Origin of the sequence: Paenibacillus sp. DMB20 (assembly GCF_000987955.1) — a bacterium.
Classification (GTDB): domain Bacteria; phylum Bacillota; class Bacilli; order Paenibacillales; family Paenibacillaceae; genus Paenibacillus_AQ.
This window is the reverse complement of the sequence record NZ_LAZU01000028.1, coordinates 228,071-249,037: the sequence shown is the minus strand read 5'-3', so window position 1 is coordinate 249,037 and position 20,967 is coordinate 228,071. Positions and strand designations below refer to the sequence as shown.

Sequence of the window (20,967 nt, the reverse complement as noted above, 5' to 3'; positions counted from 1 at the left end):
CGCTTTGACTCTCTTAAATGCTGTCATAACTACCTGCTTTGGAATGTTAAATGGCTTGCTCTCTTTCATCGAATCCTCCTGTTAACCAGTTGTTCTCTGCTTCGAGCTGAATGATGGCGCCCCTTCGCTCCATTGCCATTACAGCAATTTCATGACTACTACAGGCGCCTCCGCCCCTGCATCAACGCTTTGCTATTTCGACCTCGCCTTTCTGTGACTTGTGTCTTTTCACTTACCATCGTGATGCAGGTTCCTGTGTTTCACATCAGAGCCTGTTATGCACTCATGCTGCCTTAATACCGTTTGCCGAGCAGTCAGCCTCCAGGTCTACTTCTGCTCTTTTCCCTGCCTAGTGGTGAACAACAGGTTTTGACAAAGTTTTACGCTATCGATACTTCATCGGCAGTTCACTTTCGTTCATCTTTGCATATCCCACATGATTGCTTATGGCAACCTTTTCCCTAAACGCTCACTACCACAACTCTTTATTGCAGCAGCTTAGGGCTGTTTAACGGATTCGCCTGACTCGATCCCCGTCGAGGGGCCTTCCCTCATCTCTGATGTGCCTTTCACAGCACACCACCACCGTACGTACCGTTCGGTATACGGCGGTTCAATCGCTTAAGTGCAATTGGCGAAGGCGCTCGTACTGGGCAGGGAAGTCATAATACCCTGTCTGTGCGAGTCTTTCGTTTGTTACAGAGCGATTCAGCACTGCGCTTCCGGCAATACGCCAGTAGCCCAGACGGGTATTTCCCCATTGGCGAGCCTGCCACTCCGGTATTCCCAGCTTTCGCAAGTTCTGCCCCTTCGTCTTCGGCTTCTTCCACTGTTTCCAGATGTACATCCGCATTCGTCTTCTCAACCATTCATTCCAGCTTTGCAGGATTCGCTTCATGTCAGCTATATAGAAATAGCCGATCCATCCACGAATGTAGACTTTTACGCTTTCCATCACCTGTCGGGCATCCCTGCCTTGGCTTCGGCTTGTTAGCTCTTTCAGCTTCTTCTTTGCCTTGATGAGAGATTGGCGGTGTACACGTATGTATACGCCCTTTCCCTTCTTTCCTAACGCAAAACCGAGGAATTTGAAGTGCTTCTGTGCTACAACGCTAACCACCTTGCTTTTCTGCGCATTCATCTGGAGCTTAGACGGTTTTCCAAATACCTCCGGCTTGATTCCAGAAGTCGCATCGCGGCGCGTTTACTCTTGGCGAGCACGACGATGTCGTCCGCATAGCGGATAACTGTTACGCCCCGGCTTTTCATCTCCTGATCGAATTCGTTCAGGTAGATGCAGAAGTGGCGACAGCGGCCCACCCTGAGGGGAACCTTCTTCCGTTTCGCGGCGCACTCCGTTTTCCATGACTCCGCTTTTCAGGTACTTCTTGATCAGGTCGATTACGCGCTTATCCTGGATTTGTTTGCGCAAGAGGCTCAGAAGCAACTCATGGTTCAGCGTGTCGAAGTATCTCGACAGGTCGATTTCTGCCGCGTAGCCGTATCCCTGCTCCGCATAAGCCTTTACTTTTCGAATGGCTTGCTGCGCGCTTCGCCCGGGGCGGTAGCCGTAGCTTCCATCCGAGAAGAGCGGCTCGAACCGCGGTTGCAATTGCTGGGCGATCGCTTGCTGGATCACCCGGTCCACTACGGTCGGGATTCCTAGCTTTCGTATGCCGCTTCCGTCTGGTTTGGGGATTTCCTTGCGCCGTACCGGGCTGGGCTTGTACCTGCCACTCCGGATGCTCTGCAAGAGTTCCTCTCTGTTTTCCCTTAGCCACGGCAGTGCCGCCTCAACGGTCATTCCGTCGATTCCCGGCGCTCCGTGGTTTTGCTTGACCTGCTTGTAGGCTCTGTTCAGATTATCTCTGTCCAGTATCCGTCCTAGCAGGTCGTTTGCACCGTCTCTTTCTCTACTTTCCCGAGCTTCGATGCTCCGCGCTCCTGCATACCCTTCGCGTTCCACGCTATCTCTTTGCAGGCAGCCCTTTCGGTATTCTGCTTTCATCGCACCGATTCTCCTTTCGGTATGTACTCAAGACTTACGATTGTTCAGCCCTTCCCGAAAGAAACTTCCGGTACTATGGCTTCTGCTGACTTCTCACAGCAAGCTTTACTCCGTCTTTCGGATTTTTTTTTTTCCTACTCCACGTCTGTGAGACCTCCCCGGGTAAGAGCGATAACCTTCCCCTCATCTATCTGCCACATTTACAGGATGGGATTCGGGCAGTATTGGACTTTGCTTTGTCGTGCAAGCTCGTCCGTCCCATCATGCCTTCGATGTGATTTCTGTTCGTCAGACCGAGGGTTTGCCTCCGGCTTCCTTCAGATTCGGCCTCACGGCCGACGCCCTTGCCTTTGGCTAACAGTTCCTACTGCCAAGCCTGTAGCGGACTTTCACCGCCGAGTTATCGCCCATGCCGGGCGCACACGAAAAACCCGCTGAACCAGTCAGCGGGTTTAAGAAGTTTAGGCAGGCCTATACGACAACGCCCTTCTTAAGAATAATGTTGGCGTACAGCGCCCTTTCCCCTGTAGAGACGATGGCGTAAGCTTGCTTGGCACGCTCATAGAATGCGGCGCGTTCCATCTCCTCCAGTTCGATCTCTGCAGGGTGATGTTTTCGAACAATCTTCCGGTACTCTTCCCAAACGGGGGTTTCCACGGGGTCGCCCGGCGTGACCGCCATCAAGGCGACCGGGGATTTCACGTAGACATCGAGCGGAAAAAGGGCCAACACGGCATCCAGCAGCTCCGGAACTCCGTGCCCGTCGCAGCGGACAAGGCGCCGGGCATGACTGGCGGCAGGAAAATTCCCATCGCCGAGGACGATTTCGTCGGCGTGACCCATCTCCATCAAAATTTTCAATAAATCCGGTGGAATCAAGCTGGATATTCCTTTTAACATATCGGCCCGCCTTTCCAACGACCTGAATATTAAGTTATGGATGCTTAAGGCGCATACGACCGGCGATCTCCCGGTATCGCTCATACGCTGCGTCCCATTCTTGCCGGCTTTCCGGCTCGTAGGCCGAGATCGGGAAAGATCTTTTTACAAGCTCCATTCCCTCTTTCCGATCCCGGATGACCCCGTTTGCGATAAACTGGACCACCATATTGCCGATGGCGCTGGCCTCCACCGGTCCCGCCCATACCGTCCGTCCCAGCGCATTGGCGGTAAAACGGCAGAGCAGTTCATTTTGAATGCCGCCGCCGACCATATGCAGTCCGGCATAGGTTTGGCCGGTCAGCTGTTCCATCCGCTCCATCACTTCGCGGTAACGGAGGGCCAGACTTTCCAAAATACAGCGAACGATCTCTCCTTTGCTGCCCGGCTCGGATTGACCGGTTTCGCGGCAGTATTCAAGGATGCTGGCGGTCATGTCCGGCGGGTTCATGAAGCGCAAATCGTCCGGATCAATGAATGCACGGAACGCTGCCGACGCTTGGGCAAGCTCAACCAGTTCGGCAAAGGAATAAACTTCGCCTTCTGCGTCCCACTGGCGCTTGCATTCCTGCAAAATCCACAATCCCATAATGTTTTTGAGCAGCTGAAACGTTCCGTAAGCCCCGCCCTCGTTGGAAAATTCCAGGTCCAGCACATCGGGATGAATCAGCGGATCCTTCAGTTCGGTGCCCAGAAGGGACCAAGTACCGCATACCAGATAGGCAAACGTTTCGGATTCGGCAGGAACCGCAACGACGGCGGATTCCGTATCATGGGAAGCGACGGCAATCCCCCGGATCGCCGGAACGTTCAGCTCCCGGCACACCTCTTCCCGCAGTACGCCGATCACGGTGCCCGGGTCAACCGGATCCAGGAACATCGATGGCCGGAGACCGAGCTCCTCCATCAGCGGAACATTCCACTTCCGGTCCCGGACATGGTACAGCTGGGTCGTCGTCGCCATCGTAAATTCGCAGACCTGCTGCCCGGTCAAGAAGTAATGCATCAGATCGGGCGTCAGCAGAAGTTTATCGGCAATCTCAAGCAGCGGGGAGTTCGCTTTGACCATCGCGTTCAGTTGATAGATCGTGTTGAAGGGCATGAACTCCAGCCCGCTCTCCTCGAAAAGCCGCTGCCGTCCGACCTGCGCGCAGGTCTCCTCGACCATGCCGGCCGTTTGATTGTCCCGGTAGTGATATGGGATGCCTGCCAACTCGCCGTTTCTGTCGATAAGGCCAAAATCCACGCCCCAGGTGTCCATCCCGTAGCTTTCCGGGCGATAGCCCGATTGAAAGGCTTTTTTAATTCCGTGCTTTACTTCCTGGAACAGGGAAGCGATGTTCCAATGCAGATGGTTGCCGATTTGTACCGGCACGTTCGGAAAACGGTGGATTTCCGTAATTTTGAGCAGCCCGGGCTCCCCTTGCTCCTGCGGAATGATCTCACCGATCAAAGCCCGGCCGCTGCTTGCCCCCATATCGAAAGCAAGCACCGCAGAAGTATCCTTCACCAAAGGCACCGCCTTTCCATGTTGTTGAGGCTCGATCATTTCATCTTCTGAAGCAGCTGGATCCGGTAATCCTCGCTTTCGAGCGCGGCGATTTCGTCCACTTCCTGATCGGTCAGCGGCTTGGGCTTGCCTGCGGCCCGCGCGCTGAGATAAATTTTCGCGCTCTCTTCCACGACCTGGGTCCGGTAATAAGCCTCCCGGAGATTTCTTCCGGTCGTGACCAGACCGTGATTACCCAGAAGAATGGAGCTGGCCGCATTCACCTTTTCGGCAACGGCATTCGCCAGCAGGTCGGTCGTCGGTATGATATACGGAATATATGCGGTTCTGCCGACGAGAGCCGCCTGGTCGGGAAACATGATCGGCAGTTCCTGCTCAATCAGCGTAAAGGCGATGCAGTTCGATGGGTGGGTATGCACCATCGCCCCGATGTTCGGATTGACCCGGTAACCGTAAAGATGCATCAGCACCTCGGAAGACGGGCGCAGCCCGATATCCGTAATTTCGCCGGTCGGAATATCCACTTCGATCCACTGCTCCGGCGCGATCTCCTCCAGCGCAAATCCGCTTGGAGACAAGTACATTTTATCTCCCGCCCTGGCGCTGATATTGCCGCCGGGTCCAACCACCAATCCGTTATCCACGATTTTACGGGCGTATTTGCACAGCTCGTTTCGCGTTTCCATGTTTAGCATACAGGCCTCTCCCTCTCTATGATGCGACGTTTATTTATACAACGGGCCGAATGTCTGGCAGGCACGGAAATCGGCGCTTTCCGGGTGCTCCGTTCCGAACATGCCCCAGGCTCTCGGACGGAACACCTTTTCAGCCGGCACGTTGTGCATATTCACCGGAATCCGCAAAATCGAAGCCAAGGTAATCAAATCGGCCCCAATGTGTCCGTAGCTGATAACACCGTGGTTTGCTCCCCAATTGTTCATGACTTCGTACACGCTTGTAAATGCGCCATGTCCGGTAATATTCGGAACGAACCAGGTTGTCGGCCACGTAGGGTCCGTACGCTTGTCAAGCGTATCGTGAACATGGTCCGGCAGTTCGACGGAATAACCTTCCGCAATTTGCAGAACAGGCCCAAGGCCTTTCACCAGATTGAGACGGGACATCGTCATCGGCATGCCGCCGCGGGTCAGGTAATCCGTCGAGAAACCGCCGCCCCTGAAATATTCAACGGAGGCCGGTCTCCACTGCGTGGCCTTCAGGGTTCTTTCCACTTCCTCGTCCGCGATCTCCCAGAAAGGCTTTAAGGCCGGCTGTCCGTCCCGTTCTTGCTCTCCCGTTCCGTCCAAAGCGGCGGAACCCGAGTTGATCAGGTGAAGAATGCCGCCTGCCGCACGTCCTTCGAGCTCGTAGCCTGTGACGCGTTTTACGGAAGCGGGGCTCCAGTAAGTTCTGACATCCGCGAAAATCTGGGCGGTGTTGGTCAGCAAATAACCAAACAGCATGTTCACGCCGTTCAAACTGTCGTTCTCCGTGGCCACGATATAAGGGGAGCGCTTGCCGTTCCAGTCGAACGAGGAATTAAGCATCGTTTCCAGGAAGTCCCCGTTCGGCGAATGGTCCGTCCACTGGCGCTGGCCTTGGAATCCGGATGCGATCGCATAATGGCCCTCGGCCTCTTCCTTGAAGCCGAGCTCGCCAGACGCGGGTTGCCGATCATCAGGTCCCGGGTAATCAGCGTCATTTTCACGACCGTTTCCCATTCCCAATCTTTACGCTCGCGGCTGGTCTGCAGCGATTCGGGATTGTTGTCTTTGCCTTCTTTGCAGTTCGCTTTCACCCATTTCAGAGCGGCTTCATATTCTTCAGGGTCGTAAATGCCCTCTTCAAGACGGCGCGTAAACTCGCTCATATCCACGTATTCGTTTCGCATGCGAGGTATTCCTGGAAGAACGAGTCGTCCACAATGGATCCCGCTATTCCCATGGAAACGGAGCCCATGGACAGATAGGACTTGCCGCGTATATAGGCGGCGGCTAACCCTCCTCTGGCAAAGCGAAGCAGCTTTTCCTGGACATCGGCCGGAATGACGCTGTCTCCTTCGTCCTGGACGTCCTCGCCGTAAATGCCGAATGCCGGGAGTCCTTTCTGGGCATGAGCCGAGAGAACGGCCGCCAAATAGACTGCACCCGGTCTGCCGGTGCCGTTGAAGCCCCAGACCGCTTTCGGAATGGTAGGATCGGTATCCATCGTTTCCGTTCCGTAACACCAGCAAGGCGTCACGGTGATGCTTAGGCCAACCTCGGAGTTTTTGAATTTTTTGGCGGCTGCGGCAGCTTCCGCAACCCCGCCAATGCAGGTATCGGCAATCACGCATTCCACGGGCTGCCCGTTCGGATAACGCAGGCTCTTCGTCAGCAATTCCGCAACCGCCTTGGCCAGATTCATCGTCTGATCTTCTAGCGACTCCCGGACTCCTTTTCTTCGGCCGTCAATCGTCGGTCTGATCCCAATCTTCGGAAATCCCTCTTTCCATCTGTAATCGCTTTCAAGCATTATATTGTACCTCCTTGAATTTACCTGAGATACTTCCATTCTAATGGGGTTCCCGTCATGCGATAACCCACAATATTGTTGTATGCCGCAAGCAAAAAAGCAATAGAGTGAACTTTATTATATAATGGGTCTATCAGCTTGTTATGGAGGATGAACCGTGCCAAAAATCGAAATACCCCACAGCAAAAGCGACCAGTTCCGGTTTAAGCGAATTCCCGAACTCCTGTTTGCCGGCCAGGTACTGGATGAGCGCTCCTTCTACGGCCCTCCGCAGATTCATGATTATTGCGAAATCATCTATATCGCGGAAGGGTCCGGCGAATTCAACATCGGCGGGAAGAACTATGAACTCCATCAGGGCGACGTGGCGATCTATAACCCCGGAGTTCCGCACGAGGAGCGCTCGCGGACAACCGATAGTTTCAAGATCGTATACTGCGGCGTGGACAACCTTCATATTGAAGGGGTCCCGCAAGGAATGCTGCTGCCTCCGCATGTCGAACCCGTCATTCCCTGCGAAAAATATGCCATAAAGGTAGAAAGCTACCTGTCGGAAATATTGCAGGAATGCGAATCCCAGGTCCTCGGGTACGATACGCTGACTTCCAACCTTTTAATGTCGTTGATTACGGTGATCTACCGGATCGTCGACGTCAAATTCCAATTCCAGGCCTATAAAGGCATCAATGAAATTGCCCTGCGAACCAAGCAGTTCATCGACAAAAATTACACGCAGAGCATCAGCCTGAAGGATATCGCCGATACGCTTTATGTCAGTCCGCATTATCTGTCCCATTTGTTCAAAAAAGAGCTGGGCGACTCTCCCTTCAACTACCTGATCTCGCGCAGAATTGAAGAGGCCAAGCGTCTCCTCGGGCATACCGACCTTCCGGTGCACGAGGTCGCTTCACAGGTGGGTTACGGGAACGAGAAATATTTCTCCATGCTGTTCAAAAAGGTCTCCGGCATGACGCCAAGCTCTTACCGCGATTCGGAACGGGGCCGGACGGGAAAGTAAAACTTTCCTCACACACAGCTGTTACGTTATAAAATCACAAACAGGGCGTTACGAGAAGCTGAGTAATATCGGCTTTTCGTAACGCCCTGTTTCCGTTCTGTCCTGATGATTCGAAAACAACGAATTGGATTATCCTGCTGCAGATTTTATTCCTGTTCTACTACGCTTATGCCGCCAAACATGCACCTTCTTAAGCCCGCCGTTTATTTCCGGTTCCTACTCCCGGGCCACCATCAGCAGGTTGCCGTCGGGATCTTTAATGACAAACCAATGATCGTGCTCAATGCCGGTCACAAGCTCCACCCCGGTCTCCCCGGCGAAAGCATAGGAAGCTTCCAGGTCATTCGTCAGCAGCATAAAAGCGGGCGTCTGTATGTTCGGCGCTCCGCCAGGCTCTTTGCCGCCCCACATCGGCATCGTATCCAGAATAATCTCCGTTCCCTCCATGGGCAGCGGGCATAAGTGACCGTTTAGAATGCTGCATTCTTCCATAGGGATGCTCAGCAGACTGCAGTACCATTCGCGCGATTTTTCTATGTCCCGAACGGGAACGAATAGGCTTCCGACTTTATTTTTGATCGGGCCCTTCGTTTTTTGCAATTCTTCCTGTTCACCGGCTTTCATTATAATTCCTCCTCTTATATAGCGCGCCTTCTAAAAGTAAGGCGAATGCTTAACGGTAACGGCTCCCGTCCGATCGAGCCGGGCTTGGCATCCTAACCGGTAGCCCTCTTCAATCTCTTCCGGATCCAGTCTTGCCTCCTCCGCCTCATTGGGTTCGGACAGGAATTCCATGCCTTCGCTGACATGACAGCGGCAGCGGGCGCATATTCCTCTTTTGCAAAAGGATTTCCAGTCGACCTCATTTTTTTCCGCGAGTTCCAGCACCGTTAACCCGACCACCGGAACGACAAACCGCTGAATGTTCTTTCCCTGAAGCTGAATGATAGCCTCGCCTTCTTTTTTGAACTCCTCTGTCTTTATGTCCTGTGTTGGGAGAGACGTATTTTTCTCCTTCCGGCCTTTCCAAAATTTAAACAAGCGGCCTTCCTCCTCATCTCCATTTAGCCATCCTCTATGCAGTTGGATCTCCTACAGCAAATGCCGTTCGAGCAGCCTCCTGATCTCATACAGGTCCTGAAGTTGTTCAATGTTATTGCCTGCGTGCTCCTCATATATGGCCTTCACAAAACCGGCGCCGAAATCATGAAGCAGAATCCCGGCAAACAGCCTTTCCACAAACTCGGATGCAAGGATATGTAAAGCATCCATGAAATCGTTTACACAATCGCGATCCATTCGAAACAGTTCAAACACAATGGGCGGATACTCATATTCCCGGGGGGACACCGAACTGTCCGCAAAGTCTATGACCGTTAGATCGAAACGCGAATCCATTATCATGTTGTCTCCGGTTAAATCGCCATGAACATGAACCATTGGACCCGGAGAATACCCCTTCAAATAATCGGCCATTTGCCCTTTGAACCCTTGAGAAAATTCATTCCAGCGTTGGTTGCGAAAAGCCTTTTCCATGGCAGCTGCATAACTTACCGGGGCGTCCGGAGCCTGATTCAGCTTGCCCAGAATCTGCCGCAGCTTTTGGGCGAAAATCCGTTTTTGCTCGCGGGATAGGGCAGTCATGGCGTCCCCCGCGCTTTCGCCTTCGACATAATCCATCAGGATGTATTTAAATTCGTATTTGTCGCTGAATGCAGAAGCCGCCAATATTCGCGGCGTGCGTACGCCCGCATCAATGGCCCGCTGCATGGCCGAACGCTCCGTATCAAAATCAAGGTCGCTGTCCAGGCCCGACTCTTTCGGAGCAAATATTTTAATCACATACGAACCTGCTTTAAACACGGCGTTCGTGCCCGGCTTCAAATGGCATACCGGTCCGTCCGGCTTGATGTGTTCTGCGTCGAAGATCGCTTGAATCAAGGGTATGAAAGCTTCTTTCGATTGATAGACTTGCCCCCAACTGCCCCAGTCATAAATCTTTTCTTGAAAAAAATAAGTCATTCTCTTAAACTCCCCCGACATTCAATGTTCACCGGAAACTGGATTACGCTTCGTCCCGGCAGCATGTGTTTGCCGGCTGTTCCATCGGCGGCAGCTCATCGATCAATCGTTGCAAATAGGGCTTGTCCTCCAGGGACAGGCTGTAATACACCCATTGACCTCTCCGGCTTTCGCGCACCAAGTCGGCCGCTTTCAGTTTGCGAAGATGCTGACTCACATTCGGCTGGGTGGTATGCAGACATTCCACGATATCGCACACGCACAATTCTTCACGGTTTTTTAGCAAAGCTATGATCGTAAGACGGGTCTTGTCGCCAAGAAGTTTTAATAAATCGGCCATGGCCTCCAGTTGAATCACGCGCCCACCTCCTACTTACCATCATACACAAAAAGCCCGCGAAATTCATCGCAGGCTTGTACGTTTTTCGATGTTAGTTGATCGTGCCTACCATTTGAACATAGCTCTCTTGGTCAATGACCCGGCGGGCAGTAACATATCGGTTTTGGTAATAGGATTCGGTCAATTTGCTGATTCTAACGCCTCTGCTTGAGGAAGCATGGGCGAACTCATCGTTGCCGATGTAAATGCCGGCATGGGAAATGCCGCTTCCGCTTGTATTAAAGAATACCAAGTCTCCCAAACGAAGCTCTTCCCTGTCTACTTGGACGCCAACCAGTGCCTGGGATGCGGAGGTGCGTGCAAATCCAAACCATATTTATCGAATATGTATCGAATGAATCCGGAGCAGTCGAACCCGCTTACCGTTGTTCCGCCCCATTTATACGGCGTGCCTACCAATTGCGAAACTTCGCTCTGCAGCTGCGGCTGATCGGCAAATGCTGTTGCGGCCCCAGAGGACAGAATAAGAGCGGATCCTAGTATGGAAATAAACAACTTCTTCAAAAGATACGTTCTCCCTTCGGTGCCTACGGAGTTAGCTAAGGGTTCGGTTGAAGGTAACCTATATTCCCTCTGTTACAAGAATAATTCACCCGGATCGGTTCCCCCGTTTTCCTATTGAAATTCGGCAAAATGATTAAGTTTTTGTAACCCTCTCATAATGTAGTATATTTTGAGGTGATATGTCAATCGTTATCGTAACAAAAATGTAATTAATATTTTTGAAACGGGAAAAAACCTCCTAATATTTCAGGAGGTTCGGTTTTTCTATCGTTTAAGCTGCCATGGCACGGCAAGCTTCGGCACACCTGAAGCACGCATCCGCGCACTGTCGGCAATGGTCATGCTTATGTTTTTGGCACTCGCGGCCGCAAGCCTCGCAAATATCGGCGCAAGCTTTGCAGATTTGTTTTGCGTAGGAGCTGTTGATCGACATCGCATGGGCTGCAAAAGCGCAAAGGTCGGCACATTCCCGGTCAAGACGAATGCATTCCTTCATCATCTTCAGATCGTCCTCTTCCAGACAGGCGGAATAACAACGGTTGCAGGCCTGCATGCACCGCAAACACTCCTCGATGCATTGCTGCATTTGTTCATGGGACATGATAATTCTCCTTTCAAGTTCGGTATGTGGCCCGAATGAACGGGGCTATGTACTCATTACCCCGCATTTATGTGGATTATGTGAAGTTGCTGTGAACATTTGCGTTTTTGGAGGATGAACGGTACGATCGACTGCCGTTTTTGGGGACCGGAAAACAAAACACCCCTCCTCAATAGGCGACCGGCGCCCTAAAGGAAGGGTGTATATTGCACATACGGAATTATTTATTTTTGTAATATTCCACTGCCTTCTCATAGTAAGGCTTCTCATCTTCCGGCAGATCATCGATGTAGAAAATGGCGGTTACCGGACAAGCAGCTTCGCAAGCTCCGCAAGAAATACACACATCCGGATCGATATAGAACTGGTCTTCCCCTTCTTCGATACAATCGACCGGGCATACATCAACGCATTCCCCTGCTTTCTCTTCGATGCAGGCTGAGCCTATCACATACATGCTTACAATCCCCTCTCTCCACATATACTCTTCTACGCCGGTTGACGTCTTATCAAGTGCATCCAAGCAACTCTATCAGACTTTATAAAGTAAAATATATATTAATTATGTTTAATGGAAGATCATTTGTCAATACATGGGCAGCACAATTCCATGAATTCCGATAAGAATTTATATCCAGGATGACGGCCCTATTCCAAAAGCAGTAGTCGGTCATCCTTCTCCGAGGGTTTTCCGCGGATCCCCGATTGGCGCGATCGTCCTCTCTACCTGTATGGTATGCGGGTGTCGTCAATCCTTTCCCCGCCTGATCCCCGATGATGCCTAGCCAGCCATAATCGTTGCCCGCTTCAATGTGATTGATCTCATCATGACCGCCGGGCGTGCCGGAAGGGCCATGCTCGGAATTGTACAATTGGCCTGCATCGTTCCATGCCAGCCCTTGGGCATTGCGATGCCCGGTTGAATAAACATAGGAACCGGATACCGGGTTATCCTCCGGGACCTTCCCGTCCAGTTTCATTCGCAGAATTTTGCCGCCGAGGCTGCTTTCAGCCTGCGCCAGTTCGCCGTTTCCCGCATCCCCTGTCGTTATGTATAGATGCAGATCCGGCCCGATCGCCATTCTCCCCCCGTTATGCACATTGGAGCCGGGGATTCCCTCGATAAAAGGTTTAACTTCCTCCCATCCCCCCTCTTACGTTGGATCAAGATAACGCGATTATTCGTTTCGCCATTATTATCATACGTATGATAAGCGTAAGCTTGACCGGTTGCCGAAAAATTCGGGGTCAAGTGCCAAATAGGCAGTTCATGATCACCGAAGAAGAACCGCAATAGCAGGATGTTAAATTGCAAGTTTCAACTCAAATATCCGATATCATATGAACGTTCTCTTTGTTGTGCTGCTCCGCGCAAGCCTTCGCAATATCCGCGTCGCTGAAAAGATCCACTTGATCTGCCGTGACAAACCCGGTCTCATGTCCTCTCCCGGTAATGACGACCCTGTCCTCTCTGCCGGCCATTTGAATCGCTTTGTGAATAGCTTCCCTGCGGTCGATGACGAATTCCCAGCTGGACGGCTGCGCTGAAGCCAAACCGGGTTTCATCTCTTCAAAAATGTCGGCAGGATGTTCGCTGGACGGATTGTCCGATGTGAAAAACACAAAATCAGCAAACGCTGTCGCGATATTCGCCATCAGCGGACGTTTTAACCGGTCCCGTTCTCCCCGGCAGCCCATGACGCATATCATTTTGCCTGCCGTCAATTGCCTGGCGGTTTGCAATGCTGCCGTTAATCCGCCCGGATTATGCGCATAATCCACCGTGATTTTGAATTCCTTCCCGGCAGAGACTTCCTGAAATCGCCCATCGACGCCTTCAAAGGTTTCCAGGGCGTCCTTGACCGCCTGCAACGGTAAACCCTCCAGCGCACACGCGGTCAAGGCAGCAAGCGCGTTATATACGTTATAAAGCCCGGGAACCTTTAATTGCAAGTCCGCCTTGCCCCAGGGGGTAACCGCACGAAACCGGGTCTCCGTTCCCTGCAGTCGGATATCGGTAGCCTTTATATCGCTATGCCCATGGATTCCGTACGTGATGATTTGAACCGCCGTCCGGTTGGCGTAATATTGCGACGCCTCATCATCGGCGTTCAAAACAGCGATTTGGGCCGGATCCAAACCATTTCCCAGCCGCGTGAATAACAGCTCTTTGCTGTTCCGGTAGCTCTCCATATTATGATGAAAATCCAGATGGTCGTGGCTCAAATTCGTGAATACGACCGTTTGGAAGCGGCAGCCCGTTACCCTGCCCATTTCCAATCCGTGGGATGAAACTTCCAGCACGGCATACTCCCCGCCTTCATCGGCAATCCGTTTGAGGTACCTTTGAAGCTTTAAGGCATCCGGGGTCGTATTTTGCGTCTTTTCCCGGTAATTTCCGATTTTCATGTGCAAGGTGCCAATCAATCCGGTTTTATGACCCGTTTTATCCATAATATGCTCAATCATATGAGCGGTCGTCGTCTTTCCGTTGGTCCCCGTAATGCCGATCAAGCGCAGTTTTTGGGAGGGAAGGCCGAAAAAGGCATGAGCCAGCATCGGGAGGACCCTTTTGGTGTCGGGTACGATGACCGAAACAACGCCGGACGGCAGGGCCGGAAGCTTTTTTTCGCTCATGATCGCCACGGCACCGTTATTTACGGCTTCAGCGACAAATTCATGCCCGTCCGTGCGATATCCGCTTAGGCATACAAACAAAGAGCCCGGCGTTACTCTTCTGGAGTCGATCTCGATATTCGTGATCTCCGTATGTTCGTCGCCATCGACCCGTTTTAAGACCAGGAAATGAATCAAGGTATGTAGCTTCATGGCAATGTCCCCGCCTTATGATGTAGTTGCGCCCAAGTGATATAACGAATCCATGCAATCACGGCCGTTTAGTGCGTGTCCAATTTAGTGCGTGTCCAAAAATCTGACTTCAGCGCCGTACTTCCCCTATAAGATTCTCTTTCCCTATTGTAGTTTGTAATATTCCCTTTCTTGCCGCTTAATGTTAGTCTGAAATAGATCGGTATTTTCTGGTATTTAATCCATCTGAAGGAGCGTGGAAGCATGGATCCGTTTTCGAAGGATTTGCTGCAGAACAAGACGGTACTGATAACCGGCGGGGCTACCGGTCTCGGCCGGGCGATGGGAGAAAAATTTTTGGAGCTGGGGGCGAGGCTTGCCATTTGCGGGCGTCGCGAAGAGGTTCTGAAACAGGCTGCCGAAGAAATGGGAAAACCCGGTTATGACGTGTTTTATAAGAGCTGCGACGTCAGGGATCCTTCCCAGGTTCAGGCGTTTGTGGATGCGGCCGAGAGCCGCTTCGGGTCGATTGACGTGCTCGTAAATAATGCTGCGGGCAACTTCATCAGTCCTACGGAACGCTTATCCCACCGCGCCGTGGATGCCGTGCTGGATATTGTGCTCCACGGAACGTTTTATATGACTCTGGAAGTGGGCAAACGTTGGATTGAACAAGAAAAGCCCGGAACCATGCTGAATATCGTGACTACCTATGCTTCCACCGGCTCCGGATATGTCGTGCCCTCGGCCGCCGCAAAGGCAGGCGTGCTTGCTCTGACGCGCTCGCTGGCCGTGGAATGGGCCCCCTATGGAATCCGTCAGGTCGCGATCGCTCCCGGACCGTTCCCGACCGAAGGAGCCTGGTCCAGGCTGTCGCCTACGCCGGAACTCGAGCAGAAGATGATCAACCGCGTGCCGCTAGCACGGGTCGGGAAACCGGAAGAGCTGAGCCACCTGGCCGCATTCCTCATATCGGACTATGCAGGCTATATCAACGGCGAAGTCGTCACCATAGACGGAGGCGAATGGCTTCAAGGCGCCGGGCAGTTCAATGAGCTGGCGGAAGTGACCGAGGAGCAGTGGGACCGGCTTGCGGAGATGACGCGGCGGGGAAAATAGATGTTAATGGATGGACAATTCCAATCTCCAGGTTTCCGGACAAGCGGAAACGACGCCCTTGTCCTTCTATAAAGACGAGGGCATATTTCACGATCCATATTTCTGTGCAAAGGCCGGCTGCATCCGCAACCGGCCCTTTCATTTGAGTGATCATGCGGCTATTGCCATTAAAACTCACATCACTGCCATGTGACGGCCAATGAACAAATTTTTTTTCAAACCTGATCGACAAGCAAAGCATAAACGATGCCGGGACCGTGCACGCCAATCGTCAGGTCATTCTCGATATCCGCCGAGCGGCTCGGCCCGGATATGAAATGAATGCCTGCCGGCAGCCCCTCTCTTCCCGCTTCATCGAACTCCTTCACAATCTCGCCGAGGCGCGTTTTCAGGCGATGAACCGGAATGATCGCAATCAGGACGGTAGGCAAAAGGCTGACGGATCTTCCCTTGTCCTCCGAAGACATAACCACCAACGAGCCGGTATAAGCAGCGGCATAGTCGGCTTCGACGACGCCGAAGTCTGCCTCCGCCGCGATCGCGCGCCAATCCGCCTCCTTTTTCCCGTCCCACACATCAATCTTCAGGCCTGTAAGCACCGCCTCCAGCCCGAGACGGTTTAATGAAGGTAGATTCTGCCGGAGAATTCTTGCCGCCCCCATTTCAGACGCCTTGCCCGCAATAAACTGCCTTGCCTGTTCCATGTCGGACAAATGAATCACATGACCGCCCGCCGCCTGAAAATTCCGGGTAAAATGCTCGATCCGCTCTTCGGGCGTCCAGTTAAAACGCTCCCAGAACTCCGGTGCCCCTCGATACGGGTGCTCCGGCTTCTCCCGGATTCTGGGCCTTTGGAGCTTCGCTGCGATCCCGTCCATAAAAGCCTCCTGCTTCTTGCGGGACAAGGCCTCAAGGTCAGCCAGCCACTCCCGGTCTTCCTGTGGGCTCATGACGGCTCACCTCCTTTATTGCGATCGCGGATGATCTGCCGCAGCTTGCTTTCGATTTCGGAATCCATCTGAGTCAGGCCTGTTCGAATTTCCTGTTCCAAGGTCGGCCACCGTTCCCGGAAGGATGACTTCGGCAGGCTTGGCGTCACCCGGTAAGCGTTCCACCCTTTCAGAGGTCCAACCTTCATCCGGATTTCCCCTTTTCGGACGACTAGCTTTTGTCCGATTTGACCGATCCGGACTGCCGCACGGTAACGTTTGGAGCTGCTCATGACCGCGGCAAACCCTTTCATTCCCGCGCCTTCAAGCTTGCCCGCCCTACCGGCCTCCACCTTGCGGCGGCGCAGCGAGACAAGCATGTCATGCAGCGGGATCTTGACCGGACAAGCCTCGTAGCAGGCACCGCACAAGCTGGAGGCGTTGGCGATATCATCCCATTCGGCGACATTTTTCTTCAGCGCCGGCGTAAGCACGGCTCCGATCGGTCCGCTGTACGTACCGCCGTAGGCATGCCCCCCGATTTGACGGTACACCGGACAGGCATTGAGGCAGGCCCCGCAGCGGATGCAGTTCAGAAGCTCCTGGAATTCGGGATCTCCGAGCTGCAGCGAACGGCCATTGTCGATGATGATGATATGCATTTCGTCGGGACCGTCTCCGTCCTGCTCCCTTCGGGGACCCGTAATCCCGGACATGTACACGGTAAGCTTTTGACCCGTAGCCGATCTCGGCAAAAGGGTAGCCATAACCTCAAGATCGCTCCACGAAGGGATAATCCGTTCCATGCCCATCAGGGTAATCTGCGTTTTGGGGACGGTCGTCACCATCCGGGCATTTCCTTCGTTCTCGAACAGCACCATCGAGCCTGTTTCGGCAATGGCGAAATTGCAGCCCGTCATTCCGATATCGGCATCCAGGAATTTTTCCCGGAGCTTGTTCCTGACAAAACCGGCCAACACCGAGGTTTCCGGCGGAAGGGTTTCTCCGGCCTCCTTGGACAACAGATCCGCAATCTGGTAGCGGTTCTTGTGAATGGCCGGGATAATGATATGCGACGGCGCTTCATTGGCCAGTTGAATAATATATTCCCCGAGGTCGGTCTCCACCGCCTCGACGCTGATGGATTCCAGGGCTTTGTTGAGATGGAGCTCTTCGGATACCATGGACTTCGACTTCACCACGGATTTGGCAGACTTTCGTTCGGCAATCTTCAAGGACAGCTCCACCGCCTCTTCCGCCGTATCCGCAAAATGGACGTGAACCCCGTTCGCCCGGGCGTTATCCGCAAACATATTTAAATAATAGTCCAGATGGGCGATCGTGTGCAGCCGGATTTGCCGGCCGCGCTCGCGCCACGCTTCCCAGTTGCCATGATCGGCAGACGCCTGCAGCTTGCCGCTTCTCAGACGTTCCGTCGTGAACCGGACCGCGCTCCGCAAGAAATCGTTGTTCAATGCCAGACGTGATCGCTGCTTCACGCTCATGCTGCTTTTATCCGCCGTGCTCACGCCTGCTTCACCTCTTTCCGCTCGTTCCGAATCACGCCTTCGTGCAAAAGCTCGGCCAAATGCATGACCCGAACCTTTTCTCCCCTATACGTGAGATTTCCGGCGATATTCATCAGGCAGGCCATGTCGAGCCCGACCAGCACCGAGGCTTCCGTCTCGATCACATGGTCGACCTTTTCGGTCACCATCGCCCCGGATATATCCGCCATTTTCACCGCGAAGGTTCCCCCGAATCCGCAGCAGTCCTCCGCGAATGGAAGCGGAACGAACTCCAGGCCCTTCACGTGCCGCATCAATTCCATCGGTTCATTCTTAACGCCCAGCAGACGGCTGCCGTGGCAGGAAGGATGATAGGTGACCTTGTGCGGAAAATAGGCTCCGACATCGGTGATCCCCAGAACTTGAACCATGAATTGAGTGAACTCATAGGTTTTCTTTTGCAGATTCTCGGCCTTTTTCAGATAGGCGGGATCGTCCTTGAACAGGCTGACGTAATGATGAACCATGAAAGTACAGGAACCCGATGGAGAAACGACGAAATCGCTGTCCTCAAAAGCATCCAAAATGGTAACCGCGCTTTTTCGCGCCTCATCCCAATAACCGCTGTTATAAGCGGGCTGCCCGCAGCAGGTTTGGATATCGGGAAATTCCAGCCGAACCCCGTAACGGGCCAGGAGCCGAAGCATCGACTCGGTCACCCGCGGAAACAAGGCGTCGCTTATACACGTAACGAATAAGGATATTTTCATACCGCACCCCCGTTCACCCGTCAAACCGAAATAACCTCGATTCCCCGTTCCTTATAAGGAGCGGCATCCTCGGGCGTCAGCCGGGCATCTGTTATGATCGTATGGATACAGCTCAGATCAGCCACCTGCTTGAATGCCTGAGCCCCGAATTTGCTGGCATCCGCAAGCAAAACAACCTGATCGGCAATGCCCACCATTTTATGTTTAATCCGGGCCTGCAGCTCATTGGACTCGCTGAGACCCCTTTCGAGATGAACTCCTTTAAAGGAAACAAAGGCTTTGTCGACGTGGTAGGAATCCAAAGCCCGCTCTGCGATCGGTCCTACAAAAGACAAGGAACGGTGCGCCATGATGCCGCCGGTGGAAATGACCTCGATCTTTTCCTTGCCGCCCAGCTCGGCCGCAGCCTTGATCGAATTGGTCAGCACGGTAAGCGGAAAATCGGGAATCAACCGGGCCATGTACCAGGCCGTGGAACTCGCGTCCAGAAGAATTCGCTGATACGGCTCGATCAGCTTCACCGCTTCCTCAGCAATGCGCTGCTTCTCCTCGGCATGCATGATTTCGCGCTCCGTAAAAGGGATTTCCGGCTGCGAACGCCCCGAAGGCGGCAGATCCTTTATGCTGACCGCGCCTCCATGAGACCGGCGAAGACGCCCGGACTGCTCAAGCCGGTCCAAATCGCGGCGGATGGTTTCTTCCGTGACTCCGCAAATCTCGCTCAGCTCGGTGACCCGAATGCTTCCCCGTTCGTTGACCAACTGTACAATTTTCTCATAACGTTCTGCAACCAGCATAAATCTCTACATCCTTACTTTTGAATTTGTTCGTTCAGGGCGAGCAAACGCTGAAATTGACCATAAGCCTCTTCCCATTCCGTCCGAAGCTCCGGATCATACGTCTTAACTCCGAACGATCGGCGTATCAGGCGGCGCGCTTCCCATATGTCGGTAACTTCGCCGCGGGCAATCCACTGCACGGCCAAATTGCCGATGGCACTGCCCTCCGCGGGGCCGGCCCATACCGGTTTGCCGATGGCGTTGGCCGTCCATTGACAGAGAAACTCGTTGTGAATTCCGCCCCCCACCATATAAAGTCCGCTGAACTCGTTTCCTGACAGATCTTCGGTCATGTCAAGCACCATCCGATACTTGAGTGCCAGACTTTCCAGGATGCAGCGCACCACCTCGCCCGGTTCCGCCGGAACCGGCTGCGATGTCCGGGCCGCATATTCCCGAATTCTTGACGGCATGTCGCCCGGCGGCAGAAACAGCTCATCGTCCGGATCGATATACGTTTTAAACGGAGCCGCCCCCTGTGCCATCTTAACCAATTCGGGAAATGAATACAAAAGTCCTTTCTTCTCCCAGGCACGGCGGCTTTCCTGAAGGATCCACAAGCCCATAATGTTCTTCAGGAGACGGTAGCTTCCGTAGGCTCCTCCCTCATTCGTAAAGTTCAGCTCCCGGGCCTTGCCGCTGATCACCGGCTGCCGAACCTCGGTTCCCATGAGCGACCAGGTCCCGCAGCTTAAGTAGGCAAATTCGCGTTCCAACGCCGGGACCGCTACCACCGCCGAGCCCGTATCGTGTTCGGCAACCGTGTATACGGATATATCCGGAATCCCCAGCTCCTGCTTGACGGTCGGACGCAGCCCCCCGGCCTCCATCCCCGGTTGCAAAACCGCTGGGAAGATATGACCCGGTATGCCAAGCCTTTTCATCAAGCCGCCGTCCCACTGGCCGGCAAGCGGATTGTACAGCTGCGTCGTCGTAGCGTTCGTAAATTCGCCGAACGTTTCGCCGGTCAGGAAGTACCGCAGCAAGTCCGGAATCATTAATAACCGGCTGGCACTAGCGAGCCGGGAAGGCTGAAATTTTTTCAATGCCACCAGCTGGTAAATCGTATTGAACGGCAGAAACTGAATGCCGGTCTGTCCGAATAGATCGGCAGCCGGTATGCGTCCCAGCACCTCCTCCATCATTCCGCCCGTTTGAGCATCCCGGTAATGGTAAGGATTCCCCAATAATTCCCCGTCTTCGTCGATTAGTCCGAAGTCCACGGCCCAGGAGTCGATTCCGATCGAACCTGGCACCATATTCTTCTGCCCGGCTATGATTAAGCCCTGTTTGATTTCGTGGTACAGGCGGAGAATGTCCCATTGAAGTCTGTTGCCTACCCTTACCGGATCATTGGAAAAGCGGTGAATCTCCTCAACGTTTATTCCGTGATCGTCCAGCCGGCCAATCATAGCCCTTCCGCTGCTTGCTCCAAGATCAAATGCAAGAATACTCATTTTAACGGCCACCCCGCATTC

Annotated in this window: 19 protein-coding genes, 3 pseudogenes and 1 riboswitch; of the genes and pseudogenes, 2 read left to right on the top strand and 20 right to left on the bottom strand. The window is 53.2% G+C overall.

Translation table 11 applies throughout. The features are described from left to right. Positions 1-613 precede the first annotated feature (613 nt). The 6 genes and pseudogenes from XI25_RS33730 to XI25_RS14245 form a co-directional block, all read right to left on the bottom strand. Positions 614-1,120: a group II intron maturase-specific domain-containing protein gene (locus tag XI25_RS33730; RefSeq protein ID WP_200901425.1), complete on the bottom strand. Its 507-nt coding sequence runs from the start codon at positions 1,118-1,120 to the stop codon at positions 614-616. A 17-nt stretch (positions 1,121-1,137) separates the two neighbouring features. Next, positions 1,138-1,804: pseudogene (locus tag XI25_RS33725) on the bottom strand (reverse transcriptase domain-containing protein). 675 nt (positions 1,805-2,479) lie between these two features. Further along, a complete protein-coding gene (gene fucU / locus XI25_RS14260) occupies positions 2,480-2,908 on the bottom strand; it encodes an L-fucose mutarotase (protein WP_046679166.1) in 429 nt (142 codons plus the stop codon). A 34-nt stretch (positions 2,909-2,942) separates the two neighbouring features. Then, positions 2,943-4,496 carry a rhamnulokinase gene (locus XI25_RS14255; protein WP_046679165.1) on the bottom strand — a complete coding sequence of 518 codons (1,554 nt, stop codon included), beginning with the start codon at positions 4,494-4,496 and terminating at the stop codon, positions 2,943-2,945. Next, positions 4,493-5,152, bottom strand: coding sequence for a class II aldolase/adducin family protein (locus XI25_RS14250; RefSeq protein ID WP_046679164.1), 660 nt, complete (start codon positions 5,150-5,152; stop codon positions 4,493-4,495). The genes XI25_RS14255 and XI25_RS14250 overlap by 4 nt, the downstream gene beginning before the upstream one ends. Before the next feature lie 30 nt (positions 5,153-5,182). Further along, positions 5,183-6,971, bottom strand: a pseudogene (locus XI25_RS14245) (L-fucose isomerase). A 157-nt stretch (positions 6,972-7,128) separates the two neighbouring features. Between XI25_RS14245 and XI25_RS14240 the strand changes: the two are divergent. Further along, a complete protein-coding gene (locus XI25_RS14240) occupies positions 7,129-7,989 on the top strand; it encodes an AraC family transcriptional regulator (RefSeq protein ID WP_046679163.1) in 861 nt (286 codons plus the stop codon). A 216-nt stretch (positions 7,990-8,205) separates the two neighbouring features. Here XI25_RS14240 and XI25_RS14235 read toward each other — a convergent pair whose 3' ends face one another. The 9 genes and pseudogenes from XI25_RS14235 to XI25_RS14195 all read right to left on the bottom strand — a co-directional run bounded on the left by XI25_RS14235 (position 8,206) and on the right by XI25_RS14195 (position 14,345). Further along, entirely contained in the window at positions 8,206-8,613 is a 408-nt protein-coding gene (locus XI25_RS14235) for a VOC family protein (protein ID WP_046679162.1), read from the bottom strand. A 30-nt stretch (positions 8,614-8,643) separates the two neighbouring features. Continuing rightward, positions 8,644-9,030, bottom strand: a complete 387-nt coding sequence (locus tag XI25_RS14230; RefSeq protein WP_082112363.1) for a 2Fe-2S iron-sulfur cluster-binding protein — start codon at positions 9,028-9,030, stop codon at positions 8,644-8,646. Positions 9,031-9,081: 51 nt separating this feature from the next. After that, positions 9,082-10,011: a phosphotransferase gene (locus tag XI25_RS14225; RefSeq protein WP_046679161.1), complete on the bottom strand. Its 930-nt coding sequence runs from the start codon at positions 10,009-10,011 to the stop codon at positions 9,082-9,084. Positions 10,012-10,054: 43 nt separating this feature from the next. Then, positions 10,055-10,351, bottom strand: a complete 297-nt coding sequence (locus XI25_RS14220; protein ID WP_046679184.1) for an ArsR/SmtB family transcription factor — start codon at positions 10,349-10,351, stop codon at positions 10,055-10,057. A gap of 91 nt (positions 10,352-10,442) precedes the next feature. Continuing rightward, a pseudogene (locus XI25_RS14215) lies at positions 10,443-10,915 on the bottom strand (C40 family peptidase). Between the two features lie 5 nt (positions 10,916-10,920). Beyond that, positions 10,921-11,052, bottom strand: a riboswitch (cyclic di-AMP (ydaO/yuaA leader). Between the two features lie 134 nt (positions 11,053-11,186). Next, complete coding sequence (locus XI25_RS14210) at positions 11,187-11,516, bottom strand: four-helix bundle copper-binding protein (RefSeq protein ID WP_046679160.1); 330 nt, start codon at positions 11,514-11,516, stop codon at positions 11,187-11,189. A 220-nt stretch (positions 11,517-11,736) separates the two neighbouring features. Continuing rightward, the gene (locus tag XI25_RS14205) at positions 11,737-11,973 is read right to left on the bottom strand and encodes an indolepyruvate ferredoxin oxidoreductase subunit alpha (RefSeq protein ID WP_046679159.1); all 237 of its coding nucleotides are present in this window, start codon (positions 11,971-11,973) and stop codon (positions 11,737-11,739) included. Between the two features lie 82 nt (positions 11,974-12,055). After that, on the bottom strand, positions 12,056-12,598 hold the full coding sequence (locus tag XI25_RS14200; RefSeq protein ID WP_052759609.1) for a PQQ-dependent sugar dehydrogenase: 543 nt from the start codon (positions 12,596-12,598) through the stop codon (positions 12,056-12,058). Positions 12,599-12,839: 241 nt separating this feature from the next. Beyond that, complete coding sequence (locus tag XI25_RS14195; RefSeq protein ID WP_046679158.1) at positions 12,840-14,345, bottom strand: UDP-N-acetylmuramoyl-L-alanyl-D-glutamate--2,6-diaminopimelate ligase; 1,506 nt, start codon at positions 14,343-14,345, stop codon at positions 12,840-12,842. A gap of 243 nt (positions 14,346-14,588) precedes the next feature. Between XI25_RS14195 and XI25_RS14190 the strand changes: the two genes are divergently transcribed. Continuing rightward, positions 14,589-15,443, top strand: a complete 855-nt coding sequence (locus XI25_RS14190) for an SDR family oxidoreductase (protein ID WP_046679157.1) — start codon at positions 14,589-14,591, stop codon at positions 15,441-15,443. Between the two features lie 215 nt (positions 15,444-15,658). On the opposite strand, the gene XI25_RS14180 is transcribed toward XI25_RS14190, so the two are convergent. The 5 genes from XI25_RS14180 to XI25_RS14160 are packed head-to-tail and all read right to left on the bottom strand — an operon-like array spanning position 15,659 to position 20,946. Further along, a complete protein-coding gene (locus XI25_RS14180; protein ID WP_046679155.1) occupies positions 15,659-16,393 on the bottom strand; it encodes a LutC/YkgG family protein in 735 nt (244 codons plus the stop codon). Next, a complete protein-coding gene (locus XI25_RS14175; RefSeq protein WP_046679183.1) occupies positions 16,390-17,877 on the bottom strand; it encodes a LutB/LldF family L-lactate oxidation iron-sulfur protein in 1,488 nt (495 codons plus the stop codon). Before XI25_RS14175 ends, XI25_RS14180 begins: the two co-directional genes overlap by 4 nt. A gap of 20 nt (positions 17,878-17,897) precedes the next feature. Beyond that, positions 17,898-18,650 carry a (Fe-S)-binding protein gene (locus XI25_RS14170; protein WP_046679154.1) on the bottom strand — a complete coding sequence of 251 codons (753 nt, stop codon included), beginning with the start codon at positions 18,648-18,650 and terminating at the stop codon, positions 17,898-17,900. Between the two features lie 20 nt (positions 18,651-18,670). Next, positions 18,671-19,447, bottom strand: coding sequence for a DeoR/GlpR family DNA-binding transcription regulator (locus XI25_RS14165; RefSeq protein WP_046679153.1), 777 nt, complete (start codon positions 19,445-19,447; stop codon positions 18,671-18,673). A gap of 14 nt (positions 19,448-19,461) precedes the next feature. Continuing rightward, on the bottom strand, positions 19,462-20,946 hold the full coding sequence (locus XI25_RS14160) for a rhamnulokinase (protein WP_046679152.1): 1,485 nt from the start codon (positions 20,944-20,946) through the stop codon (positions 19,462-19,464). Positions 20,947-20,967: the final 21 nt, after the last annotated feature.